The sequence below is a fragment of the Methanoregula boonei 6A8 genome (genome assembly GCF_000017625.1).
Taxonomy (GTDB): Archaea; Halobacteriota; Methanomicrobia; order Methanomicrobiales; family Methanospirillaceae; genus Methanoregula; species Methanoregula boonei.
Window position 1 is genome coordinate 400,971 of record NC_009712.1, and the last position, 15,192, is coordinate 416,162.

The 15,192-nt window shown below is 56.1% G+C and carries 16 protein-coding genes; 7 read left to right on the plus strand and 9 right to left on the minus strand.

The window, feature by feature from the left end; translation table 11 throughout:
• Window positions 1-25: 25 nt before the first annotated feature.
• From MBOO_RS02145 to MBOO_RS02165, 4 genes are all read right to left on the minus strand, one after another.
• Entirely contained in the window at window positions 26-475 is a 450-nt protein-coding gene (locus MBOO_RS02145; RefSeq protein WP_011991423.1) for a hypothetical protein, read from the minus strand.
• A gap of 185 nt (window positions 476-660) precedes the next feature.
• Window positions 661-1,596, minus strand: coding sequence for a VOC family protein (locus MBOO_RS12945; protein WP_011991424.1), 936 nt, complete (start codon window positions 1,594-1,596; stop codon window positions 661-663).
• A 485-nt stretch (window positions 1,597-2,081) separates the two neighbouring features.
• A complete protein-coding gene (locus MBOO_RS02160) occupies window positions 2,082-2,825 on the minus strand; it encodes a RodZ family helix-turn-helix domain-containing protein (protein WP_011991425.1) in 744 nt (247 codons plus the stop codon).
• Window positions 2,826-2,875: 50 nt separating this feature from the next.
• Window positions 2,876-3,778, minus strand: coding sequence for a hypothetical protein (locus tag MBOO_RS02165; RefSeq protein WP_011991426.1), 903 nt, complete (start codon window positions 3,776-3,778; stop codon window positions 2,876-2,878).
• A 272-nt stretch (window positions 3,779-4,050) separates the two neighbouring features.
• Between MBOO_RS02165 and cysK the strand changes: the two genes are divergently transcribed.
• Complete coding sequence (cysK, locus tag MBOO_RS02170) at window positions 4,051-4,986, plus strand: cysteine synthase A (RefSeq protein WP_011991427.1); 936 nt, start codon at window positions 4,051-4,053, stop codon at window positions 4,984-4,986.
• Window positions 4,987-5,011: 25 nt separating this feature from the next.
• Here cysK and hgcB read toward each other — a convergent pair whose 3' ends face one another.
• Window positions 5,012-5,368, minus strand: a complete 357-nt coding sequence (hgcB, locus tag MBOO_RS02175; protein WP_011991428.1) for a mercury methylation ferredoxin HgcB — start codon at window positions 5,366-5,368, stop codon at window positions 5,012-5,014.
• Window positions 5,361-6,398, minus strand: a complete 1,038-nt coding sequence (hgcA, locus tag MBOO_RS02180) for a mercury methylation corrinoid protein HgcA (RefSeq protein WP_011991429.1) — start codon at window positions 6,396-6,398, stop codon at window positions 5,361-5,363. The genes hgcB and hgcA overlap by 8 nt, the downstream gene beginning before the upstream one ends.
• 81 nt (window positions 6,399-6,479) lie before the next feature.
• Here hgcA and MBOO_RS02185 point away from each other — a divergent pair, with 81 nt between their 5' ends.
• Together MBOO_RS02185 and MBOO_RS02195 are read left to right on the plus strand one after the other, a co-directional pair.
• Entirely contained in the window at window positions 6,480-6,866 is a 387-nt protein-coding gene (locus MBOO_RS02185) for an ArsR/SmtB family transcription factor (RefSeq protein WP_011991430.1), read from the plus strand.
• A 562-nt stretch (window positions 6,867-7,428) separates the two neighbouring features.
• On the plus strand, window positions 7,429-8,313 hold the full coding sequence (locus tag MBOO_RS02195; protein ID WP_157677566.1) for a hypothetical protein: 885 nt from the start codon (window positions 7,429-7,431) through the stop codon (window positions 8,311-8,313).
• 891 nt (window positions 8,314-9,204) lie between these two features.
• Here MBOO_RS02195 and MBOO_RS02205 read toward each other — a convergent pair.
• Together MBOO_RS02205 and MBOO_RS02210 are read right to left on the minus strand one after the other, a co-directional pair.
• The gene (locus MBOO_RS02205; protein WP_011991433.1) at window positions 9,205-9,975 is read right to left on the minus strand and encodes an ABC transporter permease; all 771 of its coding nucleotides are present in this window, start codon (window positions 9,973-9,975) and stop codon (window positions 9,205-9,207) included.
• Window positions 9,972-10,940: a daunorubicin resistance protein DrrA family ABC transporter ATP-binding protein gene (locus tag MBOO_RS02210; protein WP_011991434.1), complete on the minus strand. Its 969-nt coding sequence runs from the start codon at window positions 10,938-10,940 to the stop codon at window positions 9,972-9,974. Before MBOO_RS02210 ends, MBOO_RS02205 begins: the two co-directional genes overlap by 4 nt.
• Before the next feature lie 197 nt (window positions 10,941-11,137).
• Between MBOO_RS02210 and MBOO_RS02215 the strand changes: the two genes are divergently transcribed.
• The 4 genes from MBOO_RS02215 to MBOO_RS02230 all read left to right on the plus strand — a co-directional run bounded on the left by MBOO_RS02215 (window position 11,138) and on the right by MBOO_RS02230 (window position 14,680).
• Window positions 11,138-11,830, plus strand: a complete 693-nt coding sequence (locus tag MBOO_RS02215) for a molybdopterin-dependent oxidoreductase (RefSeq protein ID WP_011991435.1) — start codon at window positions 11,138-11,140, stop codon at window positions 11,828-11,830.
• Between the two features lie 67 nt (window positions 11,831-11,897).
• The gene (locus tag MBOO_RS02220; RefSeq protein WP_011991436.1) at window positions 11,898-13,001 is read left to right on the plus strand and encodes a DUF362 domain-containing protein; all 1,104 of its coding nucleotides are present in this window, start codon (window positions 11,898-11,900) and stop codon (window positions 12,999-13,001) included.
• 109 nt (window positions 13,002-13,110) lie between these two features.
• Entirely contained in the window at window positions 13,111-13,986 is an 876-nt protein-coding gene (locus MBOO_RS02225; protein ID WP_157677567.1) for an epoxyqueuosine reductase, read from the plus strand.
• A gap of 55 nt (window positions 13,987-14,041) precedes the next feature.
• Window positions 14,042-14,680, plus strand: coding sequence for a DUF2284 domain-containing protein (locus MBOO_RS02230; protein WP_011991438.1), 639 nt, complete (start codon window positions 14,042-14,044; stop codon window positions 14,678-14,680).
• Here MBOO_RS02230 and MBOO_RS02235 read toward each other — a convergent pair.
• Window positions 14,655-15,104, minus strand: a complete 450-nt coding sequence (locus MBOO_RS02235; RefSeq protein ID WP_011991439.1) for an HIT family protein — start codon at window positions 15,102-15,104, stop codon at window positions 14,655-14,657. The two genes, MBOO_RS02230 and MBOO_RS02235, sit on opposite strands and share 26 nt — an antisense overlap.
• Window positions 15,105-15,192: the final 88 nt, after the last annotated feature.

Below are 15,192 nucleotides of genomic sequence, written 5' to 3' on the forward strand. Positions count from 1 at the left end.
AGGAGGTTATAAGCACGGTGCCGGTTCACCGGGTGTGCTCATCGTACCATGCCTGGAGCTGGCTCTGGAGCGCTGCATTGCCCTTCTCAAGTTCGGAATAGATATTCCTTATCGCATCCGTGACCGGGGCCGGCAGTTGTGCGAACACGGCGTCCTGTGCCAGGTCCGTATGGACCCGGAGTTTTCCGTCCTTGTCCATGGTAACGCTGACTCCAAGGGTACAGACCCGGTCCAGAAGATCCGCAGGCGGGTCTGCTGCGCTCCCGGTAATTTTGAGCGCCACCTCGATGGTCTTTTTGTTTTTGTCATTGTCGACTTTTAACCGGACAAGGGGAAAATGGGGTACGGCATTGACAAAAAAAGCATCCTTTTCCTTGTTTACAAAGATCGAATAGTTGAACACCTCAATCTTCTGTGACGAAATGAGGTAATCCACAAAACTTTTGATAAGATCTGCCTGCTTCGTGTCGCTCATACATTCCTCCCGGATGACTGTTCCTGTACAGGTTCTTTGTTGATCTCCCCATACATTAAATTCCCGGGTTCTTTCCTGTGGGCATTCCGTTCAGGTACCGGGACCTCCCCTCGCACGGGAGCATCCTGCCTCCTCCCGGCAACTGCAGGAACCGTCATCTCCTCCGCATAATTTCCCGGGACCACTCACTCCCAGGTGCTGTTATCGAGAACGAGCTCTCCGCCCGATCCTTGTGCAAGCACAATTTCGGCAATCCCGTCCTGCTGCGTCCCGGCCGCTCCCTGCCGGACCTCAATTGTCGAACCGTTCAGCATGTACGTAGTGGCCGAACCGTTTGTGGATGCCGGCACACCGGGAAGCACCGTATCGTACCACTGGGTGACATTTTCCTGGTCCTGTGTCCTGATAACGATGCGCTTGATCCCGGTCACGTTATTGGGCTGCATTGCATCCGCACCGCCCGGCACCCGGTAGGACCGGGGAGTGTCGTCTGCGATAAGGAACGGCACGGCCGCGGTGTCCCCGGAAACCGGGACATCAACGTGCCATTTCACATCGATCCCGTCCGGGCGTGTCCTTGACATCGGGATCGGCCCGGCAAGGATAATTCCCTGCTGCCCTGCATCGGCCTGTGCAGCGGACAAATTGAGCCCGGGAGAGGAGAGGGCAAAGTCCTCGGGGCCCGGCCCGTCGGCAAGATGCCGCATGAAGCGCGAGTCCATCGCATTCTCCTGCTGCATGGCGGCATCAAACGTTCCCGAGGCAACAAGCGCCTTCATCTCTGTTGCCATTGCAGGGTTCACCGGGGCAAAGAGTTCCAGATAACTGCCGTCTTCAAACGGCACAAGGGCGTTTTCGGTGTCATTGCCCCCGTGCTCGCCGCCGGCGACAACGGAGAAACCCGCAGCTGCAAAACGCTCGCGGGCCTCCGTGAGGTTATCCACGACAATGACCGCATGATCGATTCGCCATGCCGGCGCCGTACCGGGACCGGCAGCCGTTTCACCCGGTGACGTACCGGAACTGCCCACACAGCCGCTTATGCAGACCGCAGACAGGACGAGTGTGGTTATCGCAAGTGCATACAAAAGGACGCGGACGATGCGGACAGGGGAAGCCATGGTACCGGAAATAATAACGCCGGCATGTATGAAAAATATACGGGTGGCAACCGGGTCTCCTCAGCCTGCGGTACACCCTTTCTGCAAACCATGGTTATCTCCGAGGTCAAGTACCCCTTCGGCCAGCTCACCCTCATCCCGGGGTGCTTAAGCTCTTCGATAACTTCATGATCTCCGTGTACGTGTTCCCTGCCATGACCCTCGTGAGTACCACGTTCAGGTATCCCGCCCGGCACCAGGGGAAAGACCCGAACTCGTACCATCAAACGGTACGGGGTGGTGGTGTCCGTCATCCTGCCGGTTATTACCCTCTGGCTGCTCGTTGTCCGGGTATAATCCCCTTTTACCAGCGAGGTAAGTAGAAAAGAAACCACACCCATGAATACCCGGACGCTTTTTTCCCTGGAAGAATCCCTCAGGAAAAATATTCCGGGCCGTTGTTGTTACAACCGCCGGCCGGAAAAAAAGTTCCCACTCATTCCCCGTTAGCTTGTCTGGGGCAGAGCATCCAGTTCAAAATGCACGTTCTTTTCCAGGTCGTCGAGCCGCATGGGGACGTATGCCCGGTACGGGTAGTCCAGTCCCGGGGAGAGTGTCCCGGTCGTGCTGACCACCGTGATCCTGGTTGACAGGTAATCGGCATAGAGGGTGATGTTGTAGGTCTGCAGCGTGTGCCCGTTGGGCGTTATCGTGGCAGAGATCGTATACCAGGTCCAGATGGGCGTTTTTACTGCCCCTTCTCCGCAATAGTCGATGGTCGATGATGTTTCGCTGTACTCGCGCCGGATGGTTGCATACTGCCCCGGGGAGAACCCGGCCAGTTCCGATGTGGCTGCACTGTTGAGCCCGTAGTCCGGATCCGTGAGGATATCGGGGAGCGTGTGTGTCATGACACAGTTGTCCACCGGGCCACCGGCGCTGCCTGCAAGCCCGGTGATCGTTGCCGGGAGCCCTGCCGCAGAGATTGCCGGGCCTGCGGTATCTTCATCGGATTCGTTTTCGGTATCCTGGGCGTTCAGTGATTCGGGTGCCGTCGGGGGCGCGATTTCCGGCGTGGTGACCTGCGGAACGGCCGGTTCAGGAGTGGTGATGGCCGCCGTGGGCTGCGCTGCCGGCGAACTTCCCGGGGAGGAGTTTTGCGTACACCCGCACATGACCGCCGCAATGACGACGAGGACCAGCAGCGGGGCGATCCATTTTTTTACCGGTTGCAGTGTTGGACAAACCATGGGAATACTCTCTTGCGGATTTTTACCAGGGTGGACGTTGGGACAATCCTTCAGGAAGCCCTCACAAATTCAAGGTCCATGGCATCGATCATGGAGGCCTGGCTGCTCCGTACCGGGACATAAACAACATACGTGTAGAGCCGGTTCGGGTAGTAGACGTCCGTGGCATTGATGGCCGGGATCTTTGCGCCATTGGAATAGACATACAGGGTTGACGTGAAGTTTGCCGGCCGGACATTCATGGTCATGATTTTGCCATTTACCGTAAAGATCTCCCAGTAGGGAGTGGGATTGAGATCATAGCAGGTGTCGATAAATCCCTGGTCTTCTGCATACGTTCGCTGCATGGCCGCAAACTGGCCGGGGGTAAATCCCTTCAGAAAAGCATGGGCCGGATGCAGCAGGTCGTTTGCGGTTGAGTTGTACCGTTCAACATCGGATTCGTTAAGTCCCTCGCGCAACCGGCTCATCATTGCGCAGTTGGGGATACCGGCGTTCGCTGTTGCAGTCGAAGCCCATTGGGAGGCTATGCTCCCAAATCCCGAGGGTGAAGTATCCGGCTCCGGCTCATCAGAACCGGTGATATTGGCAAACAGGGATGCAGCCGCCGCATACCAGGGCTGCGCCCCCCCGGGGTTAACGGAATCATCAGGCTCGTCATCATCATTGGACACTCCTGCAGCCGGGGTTGAATCTGCTGCTGTCCATTTAAAGGAGATCACGAGCGGTGTCGGGGCCGGTTTGACAGTCTGCGTTGGTACCGGGGTGGCCGTTACAACCAGGAGTTCTCCGGAACTGTTTGCCCCCGTATCCGGCAGGGACGCACCGGCGGGGGACGGCGGTGTCGCATTCATCACCGGTGCAGGGCCCGACGGGTCCAGGGCAGCAGCCGGGCCGCTCACCATGAGCAGGAAAAGGAGAACGCCACCGATCACAAGAAACCCCGGCTTCATACTTTCCGGTGATCGCGGGATGCTATAAACCTGACGAGATGTGCCGGGCAGGACAGGGCAGTCCGCCCGGATTGCAGCCGGACCAACGGTGCACACTCCTGCCAGATTCCGGAGTAAATCCGGCTAAGTTAAGGAAAATTTTGCCGATATCCTGATTATTATGATAGTAGTGAGAATTAAAAATTATACATCCGGAATGTTTTTTGGAGAATGAAGGCTGTCTTGTGGCCTTTGTCCCTGTCCAACCGTTCCAGATCTTTTGGAGCAAGCCCATGGTAAAAATCTATGACAATATCACCCAGACAATCGGCAACACCCCGCTTGTCCGGCTCAACCGTATCGCCCCGAAGTCCGGTGCAACAATCCTTGCCAAGATCGAATCCTTCAACCCGATGAGCAGCGTCAAGGACCGCATCGGGGTTGCAATGATCGATGCGGCAGAAAAGGCCGGTCTTATCAAAAAAGACACCATCATCCTTGAACCCACGAGCGGGAATACCGGCGTTGCACTGGCATTCGTGAGTGCGGCCCGGGGATACAGGTTCACGCTTGTTATGCCCGAGACCATGAGTATCGAGCGCCGGAAACTCGCAAAGGCATTTGGTGCAGAACTTGTCCTCACCCCCGGTGCGGAAGGGATGAAAGGGGCAGTGGCAAAGGCTGAGCAGCTTGCCGCAGAAAACCCGAACTACTTCTACATCCCCCAGCAGTTCAAAAACCTGGCAAACCCCGAGATCCACCGGAAGACCACGGCCCAGGAGATCTGGCGTGATACCGGCGGAAACGTAGATATCCTTATTGCAGGGGTGGGTACCGGTGGGACGATCACCGGCATTTCTGAAGTCATCAAGAAGAAGAAGCCCTCGTTTTGTGCCATCGCTGTTGAACCGGAAGCATCGCCCGTTCTCTCGGGCGGAAAGCCCGGTCCCCACCGTATCCAGGGGATCGGTGCCGGCTTTGTCCCGGACGTACTCAAGCGCGAGCTGGTAGACGAGATCATCCAGGTCAAAAACGAGGACGCGTTCGAAACAACACGAAACCTCGCCAAGCAGGAAGGGATCCTTGCCGGGATCTCAAGCGGTGCGGCCCTGTATGCAGCGCTTACGGTTGCAAAACGAAAAGAGAACAAAGGCAAGACCATTGTCGTGATCCTGCCGGATACCGGTGAACGCTACCTCAGTATCCCGGACCTCTTTGCAGCGGAGTAACGGAACCAGACACACCCTTTTTTCCTTACACCGCCTTTTCCTGGGAATCCGTCCTGCAACCCTCTTCGCACGCTTCACCGCCGCAGCACGAGGATGCACCCGGTCCCCCGCAGCTGCATTCGGCGCCGTCCATATCCTTTCCTTTCAGGGCAGCACGAATCATGGCCGAGGCACATCCGACCCCGCTCTGCACGGAAATTGCCTGCACCGGGCAGTTCTTCGCACATGCCCCGCACTCCATGCAGGCCCGGGGGTTTCCAAGCACCGCGGTCTTCTCTCCTTCTGCAAAAACCCCGTGGGGGCAGACCTCCGTGCAGCGCCGGCAGTTGATGCACTTTTCCGCATAAAACCGGAGCGTATTCTCCGCGTAGGAATCAGGCATGGCCGGCCCCCAGGTACAGGAGAAGCCCGGCCACTGCCCAGCAGGCGATGCCAAGGCCTGCAAGCAGCGCCATGACCGGCACGTACCGGAAGATCTCTTTTTTTACCCCGGTCCGCGAGGTAAACGTGGTCGAGCCCGTGAAGTTGAGGGCAAGGTACCCGACAATGGCCGAAAAAAGGAAGAGCGGGATAAGTCCTGCGATCACGGGCAGGCCGTCGGTCGCCGGCACGCGGGATGAGAAGAATGCTGCAAACGGAAGGGCGACCACAAACCCGAGCAGGAAGCCCTTGGTGGAAAAGTCCTTTGCCGGGATCCATGGGAGCAGGGCCGGGAAGAGGACGGTGCCGGCAAGGACTGCTGCCACTGCGGCAAGCGCTGCAATGGGACCGGCAAGGAAGAAGAGGACAAGTGCGGCAATCACCATCGGGAGCGCAGCAAAAACAAACTCTACCGGCGTAAGCACGAGCCGGTCCCGGAGGGTAAACTCCACCCTCCTCATCGCCGGGGTTGCCATGCGTGTCCGGAGATATTCCGGGAGATCGCGTGCCCGGACCGGGCCGTACTCCACATGGAACCCGGTGAATTTTTGCACATCGTGGGCCGAGACCCCGGGAGCGCCAAGCTGGGGGAGAACGAGCGTCCGGTGGCTGACAACCGATGCAAGGCCGGTCAGTGCAATCCGGCGGATGAGTTCCCCGGTCCCAAAAGTCCCTTTCCCGGCAGCGCACCAGACATTTACGCCTTTTGTATCAAGGACAAGGATCCAGGCATCGGTCCTGCCAAGAGCGGACCGGACCGCATCGAAGCTGAGCGTATAGTTTGCAGTCACTATCACCGGGGATTCCGGGGTGGCAAGCCCCAGCTTGTACAGGCCGGGCTGTACAATGTGGCCCATCCGGTGTACGCCCCAGCGTGCCTTGAAGTGGTCCCACCGGTCGGCAAAGGTGATCGCCGGGCTTGCGTACAGGAATTCCTGTACTCCCCCGGGAACCTGCGGTGAGCAATCGCACGAACAGTGTCCTTTTGCCATAGTGTCCGCCCATTTCAAATTTTATTGAAATATCATGGGCAGGAGAGGATTATATACCTTGGCATTTCAGATTAATTTGAAATGATTAAGCGTGCGGGCGGGTGCAGCAGAAGAACAGGGCCGGGGAACGACCGGGAACTCCGGGAGATCCCGGAACCCGTCAGGGAAGAACTCGACCGTCTCGGCGGGCCTGCTGCCCTCAAAAAGAAGATACCTGCACAAAAGGAACTGGACAAACAAAGCGCTCTCCACCATGCCCTTGCAGACCCTATCCGGCTGACAATCCTTTATCTTGTCCGCGACCAGCCGCTCTGTGTCTGTGTCATAATCTGGTATCTCAAAATTTCAGGACCAAAACTCTCCTACCATCTCAATATCCTCAAAGAGTGCGGGCTCATCGAAGGCGTCCCTCACGGGAACTGGATTATTTATTCGCTGACCGGTGCCGGCCGGGAATGTATCCGGTAACCCCGGCAGGAGCCCGGTCATGCTCTGTCTTTTGGCCCGGTAGCGGCAGCTGCTGCGACTGCACCTGCAAATTACGTAAAGACGCTGACGAGTGCAATGACAAACAGTACCCCGCAAAGGCCCAGGAGTAACCAGGTATCCCATTCCATCCCGCTCACCTCCGGTTGGATCTCCGGGAGAGAGTTATTGGTACAGACTCATAGCACCGTCGTTAAGTGAAATTTTTTTTGCAAAAAAACCTAAACGCCCGGGCAACGGGCCGGACTACGATCAATACCTTCTTAAAAATTGCATCAGGGGGATGTTCCTGCCCCAAAAAGAAAACGCGGTCACCGGAAAAGAGGGAAAAAGACCCGTGGATCCCCTTTTTTTGGCAGGACCGGTACCTGGAAATCTGTCAACCGGAACAGATCTTTCCTTTTTTTTAGCGGTATATCCCTTCGCGTCTTATTTTCAGGGGATCATCATCTGCAGGTCGCCCATGGACTTCTTCATCCGGGACTCCATGCAGCCGGATGGCATGTCCGGGACCATCTTGCAGACTGATTTACGGAACATGCCCATGCACTTTGACATCATCATCATGCACTCGCTCATCGGCTTCATCATGGAGGAGTCCATGCACATTGCATCCGGGCACGAAGCTTCCATGCACTTTGTGTTCATGCAGATGCTGTCCATGCACTTTGCCATCATCATCATGCAGGTGCTCATGGACTTCATCATGGCGGCATCCATGGATTTTGCTTCCATGCATCTGGGCATCATCATCATGCAGTCGCACATGGACTTCATCATGGGTGCCATCATCTGCATCATGCCCATGGTTGCCATCTCCATGAACTGGTTCATGCACGTGGACATCATCATCATGCAGTCGCACATGGACTTCATCATGGAGGAGTCCATGCTCTTTGGTTCCATGCACTCTGACATCATCATCATGCAGTCGCACATGGACTTCATCATGGCCGAGTTCATGCACTTTGCTTCCATGCACGTGGACATCATCATCATGCAGTCCTCCATGGACTTTCCCATGGTTTTGTCCATCGCGGGCATTGCCTTCATGCAGGCAGTCATCATGGACATGCAGCTCTTCATGGATTTTGCCATAGCCGGGTTCATCGGCATGGTCATGGGTGCCATGGTCATGCACTGGGACATGCAGCGGTACATCATGGTCATGCAGCCGTTCATGGACTTCTGCATGGCTTTGTCCATCGGCATGGGCTTTGTGGAGTGCGAGGTCATGCACTGGGACACGCACTGCGACATGATGGCCTGGAGGTCGCACATCGCCTTTTCCATGCGCATGTCCATGCAGTTCATCATCATCGATCCATCGCAACAGTTGTTTTCCATTTTGGACGCTTTCATCATTGACTTCATGTTATTTTCCACCTGGAGGGATTTTTTGTCTATCCTTGAGGTCAATGACACGTAATATAAATCAATCGGGATAATTAAGGCAAATTTTGCCGCTATCATTCCGGATTTGTGAAAAAAAGCGAAAAATAACCGCACAGCGGTCGTATTTTTATTACTCGCGAAAATAACACCCGCACGAATATTATGCCGTGCGCGCTCATCTTACCAAAAAAAGCAGGAAAGCACGAAAGCGGGAATGCCGTACTGATCCCTTTTCATTTCCCCAATGCCCGGATCCCAAAAACCCGCCCGGGCCGGATCGTTAGCGCAGGAACCGTTCACTGCAGGCCGCTTCTGGTTTTGCCGGGAATCCTGCTAAAAAAAAGAATAGTGGTATTGTGTACCGATGAGGGATACCCGGGGGACTGCACCCCCGGGCGGATGTGCGTGTGAAGGATCCGATAGAGTATTTTTTTTTATGAGGAGACAGGACCCCGGCCGGTGCATGAGGTCGCCGGCCCCGGGAGGAATCGTTGGGAAATGAGAGGAAATGGCATAACCGTCTCCCTGCCCGGGAAGACGGGGGATTATGGCAGATTCTTTCCTGTCGGTTTCTCACATGTACCTGGTTATTGCCTACAACACTGCCCGGAGCTCCGGATACCGCCCAGCCTTACTACAACCCCGGCCGGTTCTGCGCCGGGACGGGAAGTGCCATAAGCGCCACCGGTTCTCCGGGAAACGGTTGCAGGCTGCGGGGCATACCTGGGAAGGGTAGTCATACATCTGTGCTCCTGATTCACGAAAGAGTGAACATATGCATGTGGACCGGCCGCTGGTATATACCCTGATTTTACGCCCATTTTTGCCGGGTATTTCCTTTTTTGTAATACAGGATGCAACGGGTGACCGCAGGTACGTGATCCCTTCAGGAAACAAAAGACCAAAGAAAGAATTTTTTCCGGAGTCACAGCCGCATCTTTTCAAACGCATACGTCCCGGCAAGGATCATAACCCCGGAGAAGAGGCAGACCACAAGAAAATCAAAACCGATGGAAAACTGGTGCAGCCCCACAAGGACTCCCCGGATCCCGTCCACTGCGTAGGTGGCCGGGTTCAAAAGGACAAACGGCATGAGCCAGCCGGGAAGGTTATCAATGGGAAAGAGCGCCCCGGAAAGGAAAAACATGGGCGTCACAAGGAAACTGCTGATGAGCTGGAAGCCTTCCGGGCTCTCCATCTGGGACCCTAAGATAAGGCCGACGCTCGCAAAGCCCGCGGTTATCACAAACAAAAATGCGAGCACCAGAACGATTGCATTCACGGAGAGCGGGAGTGTTTCCATGATTCCTGTAAGGGAAAAAATGTAGCCAAGCACGAGGAGGATGGCAAGCTGGATGAGGGTATCGGTGGACCCGCCAAGGACCTTGCCGATAAAGATCGAGGTCCGGGAGAGCGGGGAGACAAGAACCTCTTTTAGAAAATCGATCTTCTTGTCCCAGACAATATACACCCCAAAAAAGATCGCAGAGAAGAGCGAGAGCTGGACAAGGATTCCCGGGAAGAGGAATGTCAAAAAGCTCACGTTCCCAAACGAGACAACGGATCCAAACCCGCCTCCGATAATAAGCAGCCACAGGACCGGGTTTACCACGGATGCAACAAGCCGGGAGCGCTCGCGTAAAAAGACCTTGTACTCCCGGTACCAGAGCGCGTAGATCCCCAGAAGATCGTTCATCTGCGTAACCCTGCCTGGATTGCTTTATCCGCCCAGTTGCCATCCGGCGAACCTTCCCTCATCTCTCTTCCGGTATGATGCAGGAACACATCCTCGAGCGTGACCGGCCGGATATCAACAGACTCCACCGGGCCCGAGCGGCTAAGGATCTCCTGCAGGTGCCGGCGTGCGTCCTCAACGACAAGGCTGATGCCGCCGCTGACCGGCTCGGCCCGCCGGACAAATTCGAGATCCAGAAGATCTTTGCCGTCGCCACGAGCCCCCTCCAAAAAAACCCGGTCTCCGCCGATCTCCTGCTTGAGCCGGGCCGGGGAGCCAAGTGCTGCCACTTTTCCCCGGTCAATAATTGCAATCCGGTTGCAGAGCCGGTCTGCCTCCTCCATGTAGTGCGTGGTAAGGATAATGGTGATATTTTTCTTCTCTGCCAGGTTTTTTACGTACTCCCAGATACGTTCCCGTGCCTGGGGGTCGAGACCCAGGGTGGGTTCATCCAGGAAGAGGATTGTTGGATGGTGCATGAGACCCCGGGCCAGTTCAAGCCTCCGCCGCATTCCCCCGGAATATTTCTTCATCACGTCGTCTTTTCTTTGTGTAAGCCCGACAAGCGCAAGGACTTCTTCGATCCGCTGTTCGCGCAAAACCGCAGGCATGCCGTACAGCATACCGTGCAGGTTGAGGTTCTCGTAACCGGTCAGGGTCTCATCGGAGCTGGGGTCCTGGAAGACAACGCCGATCGATTTTCGCACCTGTTCAGCCCGGGTAACAATATCAAAGCCGTTTACCGATGCAGAGCCGGATGTGGGCGGGATAAGCGTGACCAGCATCATCAGCGTGGTGGTCTTTCCCGCGCCATTAGGGCCAAGAAGCCCAAAGACCTCGCCCTCTTCGATCTCAAGGCTGAGGTTATCAACGGCCAAAAGAGTGCCGTAGGTTTTTGTCAGGTTCTGTATGCTGACGGCAGGCATAAAGCGGCAGGTGGTTATCGGGAGCGTTTGGTGTTGTTGTGTATATACCTGCGGATGTTTCACACCGGTCAAAAAGGGCTGAACTGTACATGGTCCGGGCACCCCGCTGGCTGTAAAAAAAAGGAAAAATGTGCCGCACACGGGGATCGTTTGGTACGGAACGGACGTTTTTATAGCTTGCCAGAACAGCTCTGCGCATGAACATACGGTCTGTGGCGATCCTTGCCGGTATCCTGGTCATCATCGCAGCCGTGGCTTTTGTGATCTTTTTCCTCCCCGGAATCACGACTCCCCCGGGTGCAGGAGGAGTAACTTCTCTTCCCTCAGCAGAAGTCCGGTCGTACCAGGGCACCGACCTCTCGGCCATTGCAAATGTGCCGGAAAATGCCATCAGCGGCACCCAGTACATCAACACATCCGATTACCGGCTCACCGTTGACGGCCTGGTCAGGAACAATACCAGCTCCACCTACCAGGAAGTCCTCGACAACCATCCGCATTATGCCAAGGTAGTCACGCTCGACTGCGTGGAAGGCTGGAGCGCCACGATCCTCTGGGGAGGCGTTCGGGTCTCCGATCTTATCAAAGATGCCGGCCCCGATCCCCGGGCAAACACCGTGATCTTCCATGCCACGGACGGGTACACCACCTCGTTCCCGCTCAGTTACGTAACAGACAACAACATCCTTCTTGCCGATACCATGAACAATCTCACCCTGGACCCCGCCCATGGCTATCCCTTCCGGCTTGTAGCCGAGGACAAGTGGGGATATAAGTGGATCAAGTGGGTCGACGAGATTGAACTCTCCGATAACCCGAATTACGAGGGGTACTGGGAGCAGCGGGGCTATTCAAATAACGGCGATCTGAACATGAGCAAGTACGCGTGAGGATGGCAGCGAAAGGGCAGGTACAAAAGCTACCTTTTTTGCCCCATGCCGCCTCACGTCTCCGGTAATGAAGCCGGTCTTTGCCCATGGCACCGGGGCCCCCGGAAACGAAGCCTCCCTTGAACCGATCATCCGCAAAACTTTCCTTTGGGCTGCCGACAACTGTTCGTGGCTCAGAAAGGATGATCTCGTGCTCATCAAGCCGGCGCTCAACTCTCCTGATCCCTATCCTGCAACCACGCATCCTCTTGCGGTCAGGGCTGTGGCCGGTCTTCTTCTTGAGCGGGGCGCCCGGGTCATGATCGGCGACCAGTCCGGGATAGAGCATGTCCTCCACCATAAAAACGGGATCATACGCGGGAGTTCGCGGGCAAATTACACCTGTTCGGGCATGGGCGGGCTTGCGGACCCGTTTGTCGCATTCGAGGACGCAGGATGGGACAATGGATTTTTCCGGTACCGGTCCCCCCGGACTGCGTCATGGAAATCGGGATTTTTTATCACAAAACAGGTACAGGAAGCAGATCACATTGTCTGCCTTCCCCGGGTCAGCACCCACAGCCAGGCCGGCGCCACTCTGGGCCTGAAATGCATGGTGGGGCTGCTACGGGAGGACAGCCGGATGGAGTTTCACGCAAACGGGCCGTTTAATGAATTTATCAAAAACGCGGCAAAGGGGAGCACGCTTGCGTCCCGCGATGACGGTTCGGGAAAATTCCTGGAAAAGATCGTTGAGATCAGTGACGCGGTAAAGGACAAGCTCCGGGGCACGCTCTTTGTTGCCACAAAGCTGCAGGCCACGTTTGGGCCGGACTGCTCTGCCATGAGAATGGGACCGTTCCGGCTGGGAAAGGCATATGTGGTCTCCCCCGATCCCGGGCTTGTCTTTGCCGGTTCTGACCCGGTTGCCGTGGAGGCATTTGCCCTTGCATTCCTTAAGCACCATAAGGCAGGAGTCCCGTTCCTTCCGGCCGCGGCCGAGAAAATGCTCCTGTCCGGGAACCAGAATGTCAGTACCCTCCGGGAGGTCCCGGTCTGGTACCATCCCTGTATCCGGCATGCAGTAAAGATCGGCCTTGGCCGGCTGCCGGAACAGATCCTCTGGACGGATGTTCCCGATAGTTTGCAGGAGAGCCTGAACAATCTGCTGTTCCCGGGAACAACGGAGTAATCCCGGAACGGATCAACCGGCACCCGGGGTGTACCCTGCGGGCCCGTGACCCGGATTTTTTGCCCATGCCAAAAGGTTTTACGAAACTCCCGCACAAGTGGAAAGTACCGTGTCCCCTGAACCCCTCAAACCCCAAAAGGACCCCGGCCCCGCAATCGAAGAGATTATCCGGGAGTTCTGCCGCAGTTCGCCGGAAAACGACCTGCTCTTTTCCGCATCCGAACCCATGTTCGATGAACCGCTGGTTGGTTTTTCTTCTGCAGCCGATCCCCTGTATGCATTTTTCAAAAAAGATATCGGCGATCCCTATACAACGCCAATCGATCATTTCAGGGCCGCTTTTTTGGACCGCACGATAACCGCAGAAGATCTTTCTGTCATCGCATGGGTCCTGCCGCTTACCCGGCAGACAAAAAACGACAACCGGAAGGAAACAGCCCAGCCCTCGGAACGCTGGGCACGGACCCGGCTTTTCGGGGAAAAGTTCAACGTGGCCCTTGCAAACTACGTGGCCGGCATACTGAACGCACAGGGAACCGATGCCCTTGTCCCGTCGCTTTCCCCGGCAGCCAGAGCCGGGATTTCACAAAAATACGGGATGGCAACCTCCTGGTCGGAACGCCATGCAGCGTTTGTCTCGGGCCTTGGAACCTTTGGCCTCTGCGATGGTCTCATTACAAAGAAGGGGAAGGCCATGCGCTGCGGCTCGGTCATTGCACGCATCGCGGTACCGCCTACACCCCGGCCCTACGCGGGCCACCACGACTGGTGCCTCTTTTATGCCAAAGGTACCTGCAAAGCATGCATCCAGCGGTGCCCGGCCGGGGCACTTTCCAAACAGGGGCACGACAAGAACCGGTGCCGGGAGTACCTCTTCGGCGTCACAAAGCCGTACATCCTAGAAAAGTACAACATCGACATTTACGGGTGCGGGCTCTGCCAGACAAAAGTTCCCTGCGAGTCAAAAAACCCGGTAAAGAAATAAAGTGCCCGGAACACATACTCCTCTTAGCGAAAAAAACAGCGGGAACGAAAACACCATGAAAAACGCACAGGATAAACCTGCGGATTATGCATTTCTTGAAAAGGCTGCCCGCAATATCGGCGCTGCGGATGCGAAAATCATTGCCGCATCGGATATTGTTGTCGAAAACCGCGTATCCTTAAAGTGCCGGGCCGGCTGCATCAGTTACGGCAAAAAACTCACCTGCCCGCCGTATGTCCCGACCCCGGATGAGTTCAGGAAGATCCTTCTTGAGTACCATTCTGCCCTGCTCGTGAAATTTATCTCGCCGGCAGAAGCAGAACCCGACGTGATCTGCTCGATCTATAAGTACTGGCTCGATCCCGCGGCCCCGGCCGATAAAAAAGAGCAGGCAGAAAAATTCTGGGCCGACCACCGCACCGGCACCGGTTCCTTTGCTCCTGCGATGCTTGAGCTGGAGCGTATCGCTTTTAATGCCGGCAACCCCTTTGCCCTTGCATTTGTGAACGGCTCATGCCGGCTCTGCGAGACCTGCAATACAAAAGGCGGCATCTGTATCCACCCCACACGGGCACGGATCCCGGAGCATGCGGTGGGCGTGAACATGGTTGCGACCGCAGAAAAGGCAGGTATGCCGATCCGGTTCCCGGTAGAGGGACACCCGGAGCTTATGGCGCTCCTGCTGATCGATTAAACGGGGTACTACCGGGGAGAAGGGTGACAGCCGGGGCCCTTTGCGGGTTTTTGGTCCCTGCAAGAGCCTTGCGGACCCCTCCTGCGGGATCCGGTACATCCCCGATATACCGGGGGATCAGGTGGCAGTGGCAGTGGCAGTGCAGTATAACCTGGCCGGCCGCAAGTCCTTCATTTATGCCGATGGTGTACCCGTCAGGCACGAAGTTCTCCTCGATTACCTGTTTGCACGCTTCAATGAGTGCGATCATTTCCCGGCGCTCTTCTTTTGTCATTGAAAAAAAGTACGGCGTGTGCCGGAACGGGAGGACGAGCAGATGTCCCTTGCTCGCCGGGAACCGGTCCCAGCGGGCGTAACAGAGATCGTTTCTTGCTACGATCTCTTCAGCAAGCGGATTGCAGAACGGGCACTGTGCGAGTTTCATAGGGACAGGCTCCGGATCCCCGGGAGGATTTTCCTAAAAGAACTCTCCCACAGGGCTCATCGTTCTTTTCATCATGACATGGGGGTTA

Excerpts from the sequence above, each read along its gene's own strand:
- MBOO_RS02145 (WP_011991423.1), bottom strand. The coding sequence starts at position 475 with ATGAGCGACACGAAGCAGGCAGATCTTATCAAAAGTTTTGTGGATTAC.
- MBOO_RS12945 (WP_011991424.1), bottom strand. The coding sequence starts at position 1,596 with ATGGCTTCCCCTGTCCGCATCGTCCGCGTCCTTTTGTATGCACTTGCG.
- MBOO_RS02160 (WP_011991425.1), bottom strand. The coding sequence starts at position 2,825 with ATGGTTTGTCCAACACTGCAACCGGTAAAAAAATGGATCGCCCCGCTG.
- MBOO_RS02165 (WP_011991426.1), bottom strand. The coding sequence starts at position 3,778 with ATGAAGCCGGGGTTTCTTGTGATCGGTGGCGTTCTCCTTTTCCTGCTC.
- cysK (WP_011991427.1), top strand. The coding sequence starts at position 4,051 with ATGGTAAAAATCTATGACAATATCACCCAGACAATCGGCAACACCCCG.
- hgcB (WP_011991428.1), bottom strand. The coding sequence starts at position 5,368 with ATGCCTGATTCCTACGCGGAGAATACGCTCCGGTTTTATGCGGAAAAG.
- hgcA (WP_011991429.1), bottom strand. The coding sequence starts at position 6,398 with ATGGCAAAAGGACACTGTTCGTGCGATTGCTCACCGCAGGTTCCCGGG.
- MBOO_RS02185 (WP_011991430.1), top strand. The coding sequence starts at position 6,480 with ATGATTAAGCGTGCGGGCGGGTGCAGCAGAAGAACAGGGCCGGGGAAC.
- MBOO_RS02195 (WP_157677566.1), top strand. The coding sequence starts at position 7,429 with ATGCACTTTGACATCATCATCATGCACTCGCTCATCGGCTTCATCATG.
- MBOO_RS02205 (WP_011991433.1), bottom strand. The coding sequence starts at position 9,975 with ATGAACGATCTTCTGGGGATCTACGCGCTCTGGTACCGGGAGTACAAG.
- MBOO_RS02210 (WP_011991434.1), bottom strand. The coding sequence starts at position 10,940 with ATGCCTGCCGTCAGCATACAGAACCTGACAAAAACCTACGGCACTCTT.
- MBOO_RS02215 (WP_011991435.1), top strand. The coding sequence starts at position 11,138 with ATGAACATACGGTCTGTGGCGATCCTTGCCGGTATCCTGGTCATCATC.
- MBOO_RS02220 (WP_011991436.1), top strand. The coding sequence starts at position 11,898 with ATGAAGCCGGTCTTTGCCCATGGCACCGGGGCCCCCGGAAACGAAGCC.
- MBOO_RS02230 (WP_011991438.1), top strand. The coding sequence starts at position 14,042 with ATGAAAAACGCACAGGATAAACCTGCGGATTATGCATTTCTTGAAAAG.
- MBOO_RS02235 (WP_011991439.1), bottom strand. The coding sequence starts at position 15,104 with ATGAAACTCGCACAGTGCCCGTTCTGCAATCCGCTTGCTGAAGAGATC.